Origin of the sequence: Altererythrobacter sp. (assembly GCF_050299635.1) — a bacterium.
GTDB lineage: Bacteria > Pseudomonadota > Alphaproteobacteria > Sphingomonadales > Sphingomonadaceae > Erythrobacter.
The window spans coordinates 1-13,039 of the sequence record NZ_JBNKWF010000018.1; the positions used below are offsets into that span (position 1 = coordinate 1).

Below are 13,039 nucleotides of genomic sequence, written 5' to 3' on the forward strand. Positions count from 1 at the left end.
CGTCAGCGGGTCTTCGTTGAGCGAACCCAGCGGGAAGCTGGCCGTCGGCGTCGTCGGCGCCAGGATCGCGTCGCACTCACTCCAGGCCAGCTCGAAATCGCGCGCCACCAGCGTGCGGATCTTCTGTGCCTGGTTGTAATAGGCATCGTAGAAGCCGGCCGAGAGCACATAGGTTCCGATCAGGATACGGCGCTTCACCTCGTCGCCGAAACCGGCGGCACGGGTTGCGGCATACATGTCCTGAAGACCGGCGCCATCGGGCAATTCGCGCAGGCCGTAACGCACGCCATCATAGCGGGCGAGATTGCTCGAGGCTTCGGCGGGCGCGATGATGTAATAGGCAGGCAGCGCATATTTGGTGTGCGGCAGGCTGACATCGACGATCTCTGCCCCCGCATCGCGCAGCCATTCCTTGCCCTGTTCCCAGCACTTGAGGATCTGCTCGTCAGTTCCATCCATGCGGTATTCGCGCGGAATGCCTATTCTTTTGCCCTTGAGATCGGCGGAAAGCCCCGCTTCCCATGCGGGCACGTCCATTTGCAGGCTGGTCGAATCCTTGGGGTCGAAACCGGCCATCGCCTCCAGCATGATCGCGCAGTCTTCAACGCTGCGCGCCATCGGCCCAGCCTGGTCGAGCGAGCTGGCGAAGGCGACGATGCCCCAGCGGCTGCAACGGCCATAGGTCGGCTTGATGCCGGTAATGCCGGCGAAAGCCGCAGGCTGGCGGATCGAACCGCCAGTGTCGGTGCCGGTCGCCGCGGGCGCGATCCGCGCGGAAACCGCCGCCGAACTGCCACCCGACGAGCCGCCCGGGCTCATCGCGGCATTGCTGCCCTGTTTGCGCCAGGGCGAGTTGACGTTGCCGAAATAGCTGGTTTCGTTGGAAGAACCCATCGCGAACTGGTCGAGATTGAGCTTGCCCAACATGCCCGCACCCGCATCCCACAGGTTCTGCGAAACGGTGGACTCATACTGCGGGTTGAAGCCTTCGAGGATGTGGCTTGCGGCAGTGGTCTGGACGCCGCGCGTCGCGAACAGGTCCTTCATCCCGATCGGCACGCCGCCCATCTTCCCCAGCGATTCGCCCGCGGCGCGCTTGGCATCGGCCGCATCGGCGGCAGCAAGTGCATGATCGGGCGTGGTGACGATGAAGGCGTTGAGCGCCGCAGCCTCGGCCACGGCAGCATTGAAGGCTTCGGCCACTTCGCGCGCAGTGAATTGACCGCCGGCGACCCCGTCGCGGATATCCTTGACGCCAAGCTGTGTCAGGTCGCTCATTATTCGATCACCTTCGGCACGCCGAAAAATCCATGTTCGGCTGCTGGCGCATTGGCCAGCACATCGTCACGCCGCCCGCCGCCGGTCTTTGGGTCGGCATCGACCACATCGTCGCGAAGGCGCAGGGTGTTCGGGATGACTGCGGTCATCGGCTCGACTTCGGAGGTATCGACCTCGCCCAGCTGCTCGACCCAGTCGAGAATGTTCGAAAGCTCGGGCGCCATGCGCTCAAGCTCCTCGTCGCTCATTTTAATACGTGCCAGCGAGGCGATCTTCGCCACGGTGGCCTTATCGACGGACATAGGAAGTGCCCTTCGTCTGAGAGTTTGTAACAGGCCAGCGCGCTAGCAGTGCGGCCCGCTGGCTTCAAGCGAGTGGTGCGGTGCCTATTGGCCCGGTGCCGGCGGCGGAGCGCCCGCGGCATTGCCTTCCTGTTGCATCATCTGTTGCAGCAGGCCGACGCGGCGCTGGAAATCCTCGCGGCTCATGAAGTCCACCAGCTCAACCTCGAACTCAAGATCGGCGTTGGGCGGGATGGGAGCGCCGGGAGGCGGGTTCGCGCCATAGCCCTTCTCGGAGGGAATATGCAGCGTGTACTTGCCACCCTTCTGCATCTTCAGCGCGCCTTCGCGGAAGCCCGGTACCATCTGGTCGAGCGGCAGCGGATTACCTTCGGGGAAAATGCCGGGAACGGGCAGCGGGATGTCCTGCGACTTGTCGAACTCGGTCCCGTCGGCCAGCTTTCCGGTATATTTCACGAACACCACATCCTCGGGCCCTGGATTGGGACCGGTCCCGGCCGTGATCGTATCCAGTTCGACGCCCTTGGGGATTGCGGCCCAGGCAATGCCCGCTCCGATCAGCAAGGCAATGATTATTCCCAGCCAGAGCTTGGTGAGCGAACCCTTGGCAATGGGCTGGAGCGGTACGCGGGTAACTTCGGCCATATGTGATCCCGAATAGAGTATGTGAGGCAACCGGCGCCCGAAAAGCAAAAGGGCGCGGAATCATGCCGCGCCCTGATGGCTTATCGTGAGTGTGCGTTCAAGCGGAATTACCGCCTGACAGACGGCTTACTTAACGCCGTCGCGCTCCATCCGCTTACGCTCGAGCTTGCGTGCGCGGCGCACGGCTGCGGCCTTTTCACGGGCGCGCTTCTCGCTCGGCTTTTCGTAGTGGCGGCGCAGCTTCATTTCGCGATACACCCCCTCGCGCTGCAGCTTCTTCTTGAGCGCGCGGAGAGCCTGGTCGACATTGTTATCGCGAACGATGATCTGCATAAAATCCAACACCTCACTACAAAGACGTAGAGCCCGCGAACAGCGCGGGTTGCGCCCGTATCTAATCAACGAAAATTGCGCCGAATCCGTTCCGGATCGGCTCGAACTGGGGCGCACATAGTCAAATCGCCCGCCAATGGCAAGGAAAAGCACGGCTTTGGCGCTTTCCACTTTGTCACTGTCGAGCTAAGGCGCGCGCATGTCTGCGCTCTCTCCCTTCAATGCTTCGCTCAATGTCGCCCTCGGGGGCGCGGTTGGCGCAGTGCTCCGTTACCAGCTGGGCCGCGCCATGACCCATTGGCTTGGCCCGAACGTGGTCACCGCATTTCCCTGGGCGACACTGGCAGCAAATGTCATCGGCAGTTTCGCGATGGGCGTGCTGGCGGGCTGGCTTGCGCGCCACGGCAGCGAAGCGAGCGGGCAGATCAGGCTGCTGCTCGGCGTCGGGATGCTGGGCGGATTCACCACATTCTCTTCCTTCAGCCTCGAGATGATGCTCCTGCTCGAACGCGGCCAGACCGGCACGGCCGTGACCTATGGCGCAGTTTCGGTGATCGCGGGGCTGGTCGGGCTTTATCTCGGTCTGATCCTGATGCGGATTTCAGGATGAAACCCGGCCCAGACGACAAGGTCCGGCAATTTACCGTCCAGCCAGACGATGACGGAATCCGGCTGGATCGCTGGTTCAAGCGCAATCTGCCCCAGATCGGCTTCGGAATGGTGTCGAAATGGGCGCGCACAGGGCAGATCCGCGTCGATGGCAAGCGCGTGAAACCTGACGACCGGCTCGCTGCCGGGCAGATCGTGCGAGTTCCGCCCGGCGGGGAGCAGACCGGCCGCAAGCCCAAGCCTCGCCGTGAACTGAGCGAAGCCGAGATTGCGGAAGCGCGGGCGATGGTCATCAAGCAGACCAAATCCGCCATAGTGCTCAACAAGCCGCCCGGACTCGCGACGCAGGGCGGCAGCAAGACACACCACCATGTCGACGGCCTGCTCGATGCCTTTGTCGAAGGCGAGGGAGAGGGCGCCGGGCCACGCCCGCGCCTGGTCCACCGGCTCGACAAGGACACGTCGGGCGTGCTGCTGGTGGCGCGCACGCCGGGCAGCGCGGCAAGCTATTCAAAGCGTTTTTCAGGCCGCAGCGCGCGCAAGATCTACTGGGCGCTGGTGGTGGGCGTGCCGGAAGTCGCCGAAGGCACGATCGACGCTCCGCTGGCCAAGCAGCCGGGTACGGGCGGCGAGAAGATGCATATCGACGAGGAAGGCGGACAGCGCGCCGTCACGCGTTATCGCGTCGTCGACAAGGCAGGCAATCGCGCCGCATGGGTCGAGCTGGAGCCGCTAACCGGGCGCACGCACCAGTTGCGCGTACATTTGGCGGCAATCGGTCATCCAATTGTGGGTGACGGCAAATATGGCGGGAAGGATGCCTTCCTCACCGGCCAGATCAGCCGCAAGATGCATCTCCACGCACGGCGACTGATTATTGCTCAACCAGACGGCGGCAAGCTCGACGTCACCGCCGAACTGCCCGAACATTTCGCTGCGAGCATGGAATCGATCGGCTTCGACGAAGGCCTGAGCGATGCCTCGCCCTTGCGCGGGGACGATGCGCCCGAACGCAGCAAGGCGGAGAAGAAGCAGGCCGCCCGCGCCCATGCCAAGCAGTACCGCAAGGCCCGCCGGGGCGAGCGCAGAACGCGCAGCACTCCCACGAAGAAATCGAAACCGACTGCCAAGCCGGGGAGCAGGAAGCGCTGATGCATCCCAACCCTGTTTTCCGTCACGATGACCCTGCGCTTCACCAGGCGCTGGTCAACCAGATCGGCTTCGGGATGATCTTCTGCCAGACGCCGGGCGGGCCGCGCGTCGCGCATACGCCGCTGCTCCTGGGCGAGGACGGCATGGTCCGGTTCCATCTTTCGGGAGGCAATGCGCTGGCAATGCATCTCGATGGTAGCGAAGCACTGGCGGTTCTGAATGGGCCGGAGGGTTATGTCTCCCCGCGCTGGTACGCCGATCAGGGACAGGTCCCGACCTGGAACTATGTCGCGCTGGAGCTGGAAGGCACGGTGCAACGAATGGACCGGGAAGGACTTGTCGCGCTGCTTGATGCGCTCTCGGCGCGGGAAGAAGCGCGGATTGAAGGCAAGCCCTGGACCCGCGACAAGATGAACCCGGTGAAGTTCGAGAAGATGCTCGGCGCGATCATCGGTTTCGAAATGGACGTGCGCGAGTGGCGACCGACCTTCAAGCTGTCGCAGAACAAGAATGAGGCGGAGCGCGCGCGCGTGATCGAAGGGCTGGAAGCGCGGGGCGCGGGCAAACTGGCTGCAATGATGTGGAGCGCTTCAAGATGACCCGCCTCGCCATCTTCGACTGCGACGGCACGCTGGTGGATGGCCAGGCAGATGTCTGCGACACGATGGAACAGGCCTTCATCCAGGCCGGATTACCCAACCCGAACCGCAATGAAGTACGCCGGACCGTGGGGTTGAGCCTTCCTGTTGCAATCAAGCGGCTCACGCCCGGAATCGGGGATGAACAGGCCGCTGAGGTCGTCGCATGCTACAAGCAGCTCTATTTCGCGCGGCGGAGCGAGGGACTGCTCTACCAGCCACTCTATGACGGGATTCGCGACCTGCTCGAGAATCTGCGCACGGCCGGCTGGCTGCTGGCAGTCGCGACCGGCAAGTCCGACCGCGGGCTCAATGCCTGCCTCGAAGAACACGGCATCAGCGACATGTTCGTCTCGCTTCAGACAGCCGATAGGCACCCATCGAAGCCGCATCCCGCCATGCTGGAGGCCGCTTTGTTCGAAGCCGGAGTTCAGCCCGGCCAGGCGGTGATGATCGGCGACACAAGCTTCGATATCCTGATGGCGCGCGATGCCGCCGTGCGCGCGCTCGGTGTTGCCTGGGGCTATCACACGCCCGAGGAATTGCACGAAGCCGGGGCCGATGCCGTCGCTGAGCACCCCGCCCATCTGGAGGAACTGTTGTGAGCGGGCCGAGTGACGACGCCGAAGCGCTGGCAAGAGGGCGCTACATGATGCTCAACCTCGTCCGCTTCGCATCGCTCGCCGCGGTACTTACGGGTATCGCGATTTCGCAACAGGCGATCGACTTGCCCGTGCCGCTCGGCATTGTTCTGGCCGTGCTTGGCCTGTTGGGGTTCTTCTTCCTGCCCAATCGTATTGCTCGGCGCTGGAGGAGCGACGCGGAGTGAAGCGCTTCTACAAGAACGTCGAAATCGTGGAGTCCGACGGCGGCTGGCAGGTCCAATTGGACGGGCGCGGCGTCAAGACCGTGAAGCACGCGCCGCAAATCGCGCCCACGCGCGCGCTGGCTGACGAATTGGCCGAGGAATGGTCTCGGCAGGGCGAGGAAATCGATCCGGCGAGCTTCCGCTTCCGCGATCCGACCGACTACGCGATCGACATCGTTGCGCCCGATCCCGGCGAAACCATCGCCAAGCTGCTCGGCTTCGCAGAGACCGATACGCTGTGTTATCGCGCCGATCCCGAGGACGCGCTGTTCGTTCGCCAGCAGGAGATTTGGGAGCCACTGGTGCAAGCCGTGGAGGCGCGCGAAAAGATCACGCTCCACCGGATCAGCGGAATCATGCACAAGCCGCAACCCGAAGCGTCACTCGCGCGGCTGAAGGCGCGGCTGGAAGCCTTCGATCCCTTTACGCTTGCAGGCCTGTTCACGCTCGCCTCGCTTTCGGCGTCGCTCTGCATTGCGCTTGAAGCGCTGGAGGATGGCGCCGACCCAATTGCCCTGTGGCGCGCCGCAAGCCTGGAAGAGGAATGGCAGGCCGATTTGTGGGGGCGTGATCATCTGGCGGAGGAACGTCGCGCCAGACGCGGCGACGAGTTCCGCCATGCGCTCGAATGGTTGCGGCTCGTGCGAAGTTGAGACGGGCAAGCGATCTCGAACGCGCCCGCCCCGCCGCGTTCAGGCTCCGCCGATCCAGTCCGCCACTTGCCGCGCGACTTCGTTCGAAGCGCGATTGAGCGCGGCACCAACGGGTGCTGGTTTGGCCAGCACGCCTTCTTCGACCACTTCGAATCGCTGCGTTTCGACTGCGCCAGAAGCGCCCTGGCGGATCGCGTCGAAACGCACGATCACGGCCGAGCGCGAGGCGTCATAGCCGAACTCACGCAGCGTCCCGCGCAGATGCGATTCGGCAAACAGGCTTGGATCGTCGCTGTCGATCACGAGGCGACTGGTGCGCATGCGCAGGGTCTCTGCCAACATGCGACGGAACAGGCGCGCGGGCTTGTCGACCCACACCGCGTCCTTGAGATAGGCCAGTTCGGTATCGCTGACCCGCACAGGCACACGCAGAACGTCGATCTCCGCCGGGACCTGCGGTTCCTCAACTGCCAGTGCATTTTCGCGTGTGCCGCTCGTTTCCGAACCGACCGGCGCGCGCGCCTCGGCCGTCAGATTGAGCAGGCTTGCAGGCGGTTCGGCCCCCAGGCTCAGACATCCGGCAAGCGCCAGCGCAGGAAACAGTGCGGCCAGCCCTCTGGCAATTCTGGCGTTCATCGCGAGCCCTCTCATGGCTTGTAATCCGGCAGCGACTGGCCCTGGATCAGCGGCCCGACGCCCTGGTTCTCGAGTTTCTCAGTGACATTGCGCAAGGCCTTGCTGGTGGCGCGCAAGTCACGCAGCGTAGCCTGCGCAGCCGGCAGCGTATTGTCGCTGAGTTCGCGCGCGGCGGGGCGCGTATCTTCCAGCGTGGAAGAAAGCGATTTGGCCGCCAGATTGGCCGATTTCAGCGTCTCGCGCAGTTCCACGGCAAGCGATTGCCCTTCCTTGTTCATGAGCTGGTCGGTCGAGCCCATGACCTTCTCGAACGAGTCCAACGCTTCTCCCGCCTCCTTCAGCGTGATCTGCAGTTCCGCGAGCGTGCCTTCGATCTGCGGCGAAGCCTTGGCGAGATTTTCCGTCAGCCTGTTGGTATTGCTCAGAATTCCGGCAATCTGTTCCTGATTGTCCTCGGACAGCACCTGGTTGAGATTTTCTGTCAGCGTCGCCAGCCGTTCAAGCAGCAGCGGTGCGTTGGCAAGAATCTCGTTGAAGCCGCCGCGCGCCGGGGGGATCAACGGCCGTCCATCGGGGCATGCGGTCGTTTCGCACGTAATGGCGGGAGCATCCTTGCGCGCACCGTCGAGCATGATGGTGGACACGCCGGTAAAGCTAGCCTGGATCGTCGCAGTGGTGCCTACCAGCACCGGGACATCGTCCTTAACCTTGACCGTGACCCGCACATATTCCGGGTCCTGGCGCCACAATTCGATCTTGCTGACCTGGCCCACCGGCACACCCGCAAAGGATACTTGCGATCCATTGGCAAGGCCGGAGACCGATTGCTGGAACAGGATGTCGTATTCGTTCTGCTGCCCCTGGCCCAGACGCGCCAGCCACACGATGAAGCCTGCCATGAGCGCCAGCAGAGCCAGCGTGACAGCACCCACCCAGATATGATTGGCCCGTGTTTCCATTGCCTTGTCTCGTCGCCTCGCTTGCCTCTATGCCCCGCCCGGCGCGGGATTGTCCAACGCTTTGCTGCGTTGCTGGCTGGCCTGTGCCGCGCGCCCACGCGGCCCGTTGAAATATTCGTGGATCCAGGGATGGTCGGTTTCGAGCAATTCGGGGATTGTTCCCACTGCAATGACCTTCTTGTCCGCGATCACCGCCACACGGTCGCAAATCTCGTAAAGCGTATCGAGGTCATGCGTAATCAGAAAAACCGTAAGGCCAAGAGTTTCCTGAAGATTCTTGGTCAATCGGTCGAATTTGGCTGCACCGATCGGGTCCAGCCCGGCGGTCGGCTCGTCGAGGAACAGCAGCTCCGGATCGAGCGCCAGCGCGCGCGCCAGGCCTGCACGCTTCTTCATGCCCCCTGACAGCTCCGCCGGATATTTGCTCGTCGCATCCTCCGGCAGGCCGGAGAGCATGACCTTGTAGCGGGCAATCTCGTGCCTCAGCTCAGGCTCGATATCGGGATAGAACTGCGTCAGCGGCACTTCGACATTCTCGCCCACAGTCAGCGTCGAAAACAGCGCCCCGCCCTGGAACAGCACGCCCCAGCGGCTACGCACGCCGATATCCTTGTCCGGTTCGGAACCCGTGATCGAACGACCGAAAACCTCGATTTCGCCTGCGGCGGCCTGCTGCAATCCGATGATCGCCCGCATCAGCACCGATTTGCCGGTGCCCGATCCGCCAACCACGCCCAGGATCTCGCCCCGGTTCACCGATAGCGAAAGATCTTCATGCACCACATGTTCGCCGAACTGCGTCTTGAGCCCTTCGACCACGATAGGATGCTCGCCGCGAAAACGGGCGAGATGGCGCGATTCGATGTCGATCTCTTCGCTCATCCCCAACCGATCTCCGTGAAGAACACCGCGAAAAATGCGTCGAGCACGATCACTGCGAAGATCGCGGAGACCACCGCCATGGTCGTCCTGAGGCCAACCTCTTCGGAGTTCCCGCGTACCTTCATCCCGTGATAGCAACCCGCCAGCCCGACGATCAGGCCGAAGACCGGCGCCTTGATCAACCCAACCCACAAATCATAGGTCGGCACCACATCCTTGATCCGTTCGAGGAAGTTCCAGAACGGGATGCCCAACAGCAGGTCCCCCACCACCGCGCCACCGATGATCGCGACGACCGAGGAATAGAAACCCAGCAGGATCATCATGAAAGTGCAGGCGAGAACGCGCGGAATCACCAGCGCTTCCACCGGCGAAATGCCGATCGTGCGCATGGCATCAACCTCTTCGGTCAGCTTCATCGTCCCGATCTGCGCTGCAAAGGCAGAGCCTGAGCGGCCCGCAACCATGATCGCTGTCATCAGCACGCCCAGCTCGCGCAGGGTAATCCTTCCGACGAGGTTCACTGTCAGCGATTCCGCACCGAACTGGGCAAGCTGAACGGCACCCTGTTGCGCGATGACGATGCCGATCAGGAAGCTCATCAAGCCGATGATCGGCAAGGCGTCGACACCCACCAGCTCCGCCTGCCGCACCAGCGCCCGGCCGCGGAACCGCCGCGGGTGCCGTAGCAGGCTGAAGCTGGCAATCAGGATCTGGCCGAGAAATCCGACCACACCGACAAGGCTTTGTGCCCCATCCTGCACCCACAGCCCCATGCGTTCGGATGCACGCTCCCACAAGGGCAATCGCGGCGGCCTGATTTCGGCTTCGCTGCTTGAAGCGCCAACCGCATCTATCAACCTTTGCGCACGCTCGCTCGCACCCACAACCTGCGCCGAGTGTTGCCTCGACAGGCGGCAAATCACCCAGGCGCCAACCGTGTCGATTTCGCTGACCTGCGAAAGGTCGATTGCAGAAATCGAATCCCCGATCGCATCGAGATTCTGGTCAATCTCGCCAATCGTGGAAATGAGATAGGGCCCGGACAGGCGCAGACGCGCGCTTCCCTCCGCTTCGGATTCGAGTGAGAATTCGGCCCCGCCTTCCATGGCTTCAAGCTATGCGGGGAAATGCCGCTCATCACAAGGTGTTGCTTCACGGCTCGTCTTGCCCGTTGCTTCGCAGGCGCAGCACTGGCAAAGGCCGCCCCAAGATGAATAAACAACTCGACACAACTTTCGACCCCGCCCAGATCGAGGCGCGCTGGTACGCGCATTGGGAAGAGAACGGCTGCTTCAGGCCTGACCGCCCCGATGCGGAGCCCTTCACCATCGTGAATCCGCCGCCCAACGTCACGGGTTCGCTCCATATCGGCCATGCGCTCGACAACACGCTGCAAGACATCGTGATCCGTTACGAGCGGCTGCGCGGCAAGGACGCACTGTGGGTGGTCGGCACCGACCATGCGGGCATCGCCACGCAGATGGTTGTCGAACGGCAGCTAGAGGAGCGGCAGGACAAGCGCACCAACTACACCCGCGAGGAATTCGTGCAGAAGGTGTGGGATTGGAAGGAAGAATCGGGCGGCACCATCACCCGCCAGCTGCGCCGTCTGGGCTGTTCGATGGACTGGAGCCGCGAACAGTTCACCATGGACGAGCACTTCACCAAGGCGGTGCTCAAGGTCTTCGTCGATCTCTACAATGACGGATTGATCTATCGCGACAAGCGGCTGGTGAACTGGGACCCCAAGCTGCGCACCGCGATTTCGGACCTGGAGGTCGAGCAGCAGACCATTCCCGGTGGCTTCTGGCACTTCAAATACCCGCTTGCCGATGATGTGACGCTCGATAGCGGACAGGACTACATCGAAGTCGCAACCACGCGGCCCGAGACCATGCTGGCCGATATGGCGGTGGCGGTTCACCCCGATGACGAGCGCTACAAGAGCGTCGTCGGCAAGCATGTCGTGCTGCCGATCACAGGGCGGCGCGTGCCGGTGGTGGCTGACGAACATGCCGATCCAGAGCTTGGTTCGGGCGCGGTGAAAATCACGCCGGGCCATGATTTCAACGACTTCGAAGTGGGCAAGCGCGCCGGGATCACGCCTGGCGAGATGCTCAACATGCTCGATGGCGATGCCAATGTCTGCCAGACGGCGGACGGGTTGGTTCCCGAAGAGTATATCGGCCTGCACCGCTTCAGGCGAGACGGCGTTGACGGCGCGCGCGAACTGGTCGTGCGGCGCTTGAAGGAACAGGGCTTCCTGATCCCGCATGTCACCACGAACAAAGCTGGCGAAGAGATCGAGCACGATGCGGAACCGCGCCAGATCGCGACGCCCTTCGGCGACCGCGGCGGCGTGGTGATCGAGCCCTGGCTAACCGACCAGTGGTATGTGAATGCCGAGGAGCTGGCGAAGAAGCCGATCGAAGCGGTCAAGAGCGGCGCGATCGAAATCGTCCCGAAGTCTTGGGAAAAGACCTTCTTCAACTGGATGGAGAACATCCAGCCCTGGTGTGTTTCACGCCAGCTTTGGTGGGGGCATCGGATTCCGGCGTGGTATAACGAAGAAGGCGACGTCTTCGTCGCCATGACCGAGGAAGAGGCGCAGGCCCAGGCCGGTGGAGGCGTCAGCCTGACCCGCGACTCCGATGTCCTCGACACCTGGTTTTCCTCCGCGCTCTGGCCTTTCGCCACGCTCGGTTGGCCCGCAGATACTTACCAACCCGTTCGCCCTGAGCCTGTCGAAGGGCCGCACTCCACTTCGGATGCGGCGCAGGAAGAAAAGAACGGTGCTTCGACAAGCTCAGCACGAACGGAATTAGGGGCGTGGGGTGAAAATCCAAACCTCCTGTCCAAGCACTATCCCAACGATCTGCTGATCAGCGGCTTCGACATATTGTTCTTCTGGGATGCCCGCATGATGATGGCGGGCTATTACAACACCGGCGAAGCGCCCTGGCCGCGCCTCTACCTGCACGGGCTGGTGCGCGCGGCGGACGGTGCCAAGATGTCCAAGTCCAAGGGCAATGTGGTCGATCCGCTTGGCCTGATCGAGCAATATGGCGCGGACGCACTGCGCTTCTTCATGGCGGCGATGGAAAGCCAGGGTCGCGACATCAAGATGGATGAGAAGCGGGTCGAGGGCTATCGCAATTTCGCGACAAAGCTCTGGAATGCCACGCGTTTCTGCCAGTCCAACGGCATTGGTGCTTCCTCCACGATCAAGGCACCTGAGGCAAAACTCGCCGCCAACCAGTGGATCATCGGCGAAGTCCAGCAGACGCAGGAAGCGCTCGACAAGGCGATGGCCGAGCTGCGCTTCGATGCCGCCGCCAACACGATCTACCACTTCACCTGGAGCCGTTTCTGCGACTGGTATCTCGAGCTGATCAAGCCAGTCTTCGCAGGCGAGGCAGACAGCCCCGCCGCTGTCGAAACCCGTGAAGTCGCCGGATGGGCGCTCGACCAGATCCTGGTCATGCTGCACCCCTTCATGCCTTTCATCACCGAAGAGCTATGGCACTCTCAAGGCGAGCGTGCGTATGAGCTGATCCAGGCCAAATGGCCCAACCCGCGCGCGCATGTTTCGAAAGAGGCGACCGATGCGATCGACTGGGTGATCGAACTGACCACCGTCACCCGCAGCGCAAAGAACGAACTCGGCATTCCGCCGGGCGCCAAGCTGGCCGCCTGGTGCCCTGCCCCGTCCGATTTGGCGCAGCGCGTGGTCGAGCGCAGCAGCGCAGCGATCGAGCGGCTTGCGCGCCTCACGCCTGTGACGCTCGGTGAAGCGCCGTCAGGCCCGGCCATGCAGATAACGGCGGGTGCGGACGTGTTCGTAATTCCGCTTGAAGGCGTGATTGACATCGATGCCGAAAAGGCGCGCCTCGAAAAGGCGCTGGCTGCGTCAGAGAAGGAAGCCAGATCGCTCGAAGGGCGGCTCGGCAATGCCAGTTTCGTCGAGCGCGCCAAGCCCGAAGCGGTCGAAAAGGCACGCGCCGATCACGCGCATCACAGCGCCGAAGTCGAGCGGATCAAGGCGGCACTGACGCGGTTGGGATGATCCTTCCCTATCGGG

The 13,039-nt window shown here is 62.8% G+C and carries 15 protein-coding genes; 7 read left to right on the plus strand and 8 right to left on the minus strand.

Annotation, left to right across the window (positions count from 1 at the left end; genetic code table 11):
- The 4 genes from ACQY6C_RS10390 to rpsU all read right to left on the minus strand — a co-directional run.
- On the minus strand, positions 1 to 1,278 hold a 1,278-nt coding region (locus tag ACQY6C_RS10390), incomplete at its 3' end, for an amidase family protein (protein ID WP_427968459.1).
- Entirely contained in the window at positions 1,278 to 1,580 is a 303-nt protein-coding gene (gatC, locus tag ACQY6C_RS10395) for an Asp-tRNA(Asn)/Glu-tRNA(Gln) amidotransferase subunit GatC (protein WP_427968461.1), read from the minus strand. The genes ACQY6C_RS10390 and gatC, both read right to left, overlap by 1 nt.
- Positions 1,581 to 1,664: 84 nt before the next feature.
- Positions 1,665 to 2,225 (minus strand): FKBP-type peptidyl-prolyl cis-trans isomerase, encoded by a 561-nt coding sequence (locus tag ACQY6C_RS10400; protein WP_427968463.1) that lies wholly within the window; start codon positions 2,223 to 2,225, stop codon positions 1,665 to 1,667.
- 126 nt (positions 2,226 to 2,351) lie between these two features.
- Positions 2,352 to 2,558, minus strand: coding sequence for a 30S ribosomal protein S21 (gene rpsU / locus ACQY6C_RS10405; RefSeq protein ID WP_066772550.1), 207 nt, complete (start codon positions 2,556 to 2,558; stop codon positions 2,352 to 2,354).
- Between the two features lie 199 nt (positions 2,559 to 2,757).
- Here rpsU and crcB point away from each other — a divergent pair, with 199 nt between their 5' ends.
- The 6 genes from crcB to ACQY6C_RS10435 are packed head-to-tail and all read left to right on the plus strand — an operon-like array spanning position 2,758 to position 6,478.
- Positions 2,758 to 3,168, plus strand: a complete 411-nt coding sequence (gene crcB / locus ACQY6C_RS10410) for a fluoride efflux transporter CrcB (RefSeq protein ID WP_427968465.1) — start codon at positions 2,758 to 2,760, stop codon at positions 3,166 to 3,168.
- The gene (locus ACQY6C_RS10415) at positions 3,165 to 4,319 is read left to right on the plus strand and encodes an RluA family pseudouridine synthase (RefSeq protein ID WP_427968467.1); all 1,155 of its coding nucleotides are present in this window, start codon (positions 3,165 to 3,167) and stop codon (positions 4,317 to 4,319) included. The genes crcB and ACQY6C_RS10415 overlap by 4 nt, the downstream gene beginning before the upstream one ends.
- A complete protein-coding gene (locus tag ACQY6C_RS10420) occupies positions 4,319 to 4,918 on the plus strand; it encodes an FMN-binding negative transcriptional regulator (RefSeq protein ID WP_427968469.1) in 600 nt (199 codons plus the stop codon). Before ACQY6C_RS10415 ends, ACQY6C_RS10420 begins: the two co-directional genes overlap by 1 nt.
- Positions 4,915 to 5,562: an HAD-IA family hydrolase gene (locus ACQY6C_RS10425; RefSeq protein WP_427968470.1), complete on the plus strand. Its 648-nt coding sequence runs from the start codon at positions 4,915 to 4,917 to the stop codon at positions 5,560 to 5,562. Before ACQY6C_RS10420 ends, ACQY6C_RS10425 begins: the two co-directional genes overlap by 4 nt.
- A complete protein-coding gene (locus tag ACQY6C_RS10430) occupies positions 5,559 to 5,786 on the plus strand; it encodes a hypothetical protein (RefSeq protein WP_427968472.1) in 228 nt (75 codons plus the stop codon). Before ACQY6C_RS10425 ends, ACQY6C_RS10430 begins: the two co-directional genes overlap by 4 nt.
- Complete coding sequence (locus ACQY6C_RS10435) at positions 5,783 to 6,478, plus strand: ATP12 family chaperone protein (protein ID WP_427968474.1); 696 nt, start codon at positions 5,783 to 5,785, stop codon at positions 6,476 to 6,478. Before ACQY6C_RS10430 ends, ACQY6C_RS10435 begins: the two co-directional genes overlap by 4 nt.
- A gap of 39 nt (positions 6,479 to 6,517) precedes the next feature.
- On the opposite strand, the gene ACQY6C_RS10440 is transcribed toward ACQY6C_RS10435, so the two are convergent.
- Genes ACQY6C_RS10440 through ACQY6C_RS10455 form a run of 4 tightly spaced genes read right to left on the minus strand, consistent with a single transcriptional unit; the run spans position 6,518 to position 10,064 of the window.
- Positions 6,518 to 7,129, minus strand: coding sequence for an ABC-type transport auxiliary lipoprotein family protein (locus ACQY6C_RS10440; RefSeq protein ID WP_427968476.1), 612 nt, complete (start codon positions 7,127 to 7,129; stop codon positions 6,518 to 6,520).
- Entirely contained in the window at positions 7,126 to 8,073 is a 948-nt protein-coding gene (locus ACQY6C_RS10445) for an MlaD family protein (RefSeq protein WP_427968477.1), read from the minus strand. The genes ACQY6C_RS10440 and ACQY6C_RS10445 overlap by 4 nt, the downstream gene beginning before the upstream one ends.
- A 27-nt stretch (positions 8,074 to 8,100) precedes the next feature.
- Complete coding sequence (locus ACQY6C_RS10450) at positions 8,101 to 8,955, minus strand: ABC transporter ATP-binding protein (RefSeq protein WP_427968479.1); 855 nt, start codon at positions 8,953 to 8,955, stop codon at positions 8,101 to 8,103.
- Positions 8,952 to 10,064: an MlaE family lipid ABC transporter permease subunit gene (locus ACQY6C_RS10455; RefSeq protein ID WP_427968481.1), complete on the minus strand. Its 1,113-nt coding sequence runs from the start codon at positions 10,062 to 10,064 to the stop codon at positions 8,952 to 8,954. The genes ACQY6C_RS10450 and ACQY6C_RS10455 overlap by 4 nt, the downstream gene beginning before the upstream one ends.
- 104 nt (positions 10,065 to 10,168) lie before the next feature.
- On the opposite strand from ACQY6C_RS10455, the gene ACQY6C_RS10460 reads away from it, so the two are divergent.
- On the plus strand, positions 10,169 to 13,024 hold the full coding sequence (locus ACQY6C_RS10460; protein WP_427968483.1) for a valine--tRNA ligase: 2,856 nt from the start codon (positions 10,169 to 10,171) through the stop codon (positions 13,022 to 13,024).
- Positions 13,025 to 13,039: the final 15 nt, after the last annotated feature.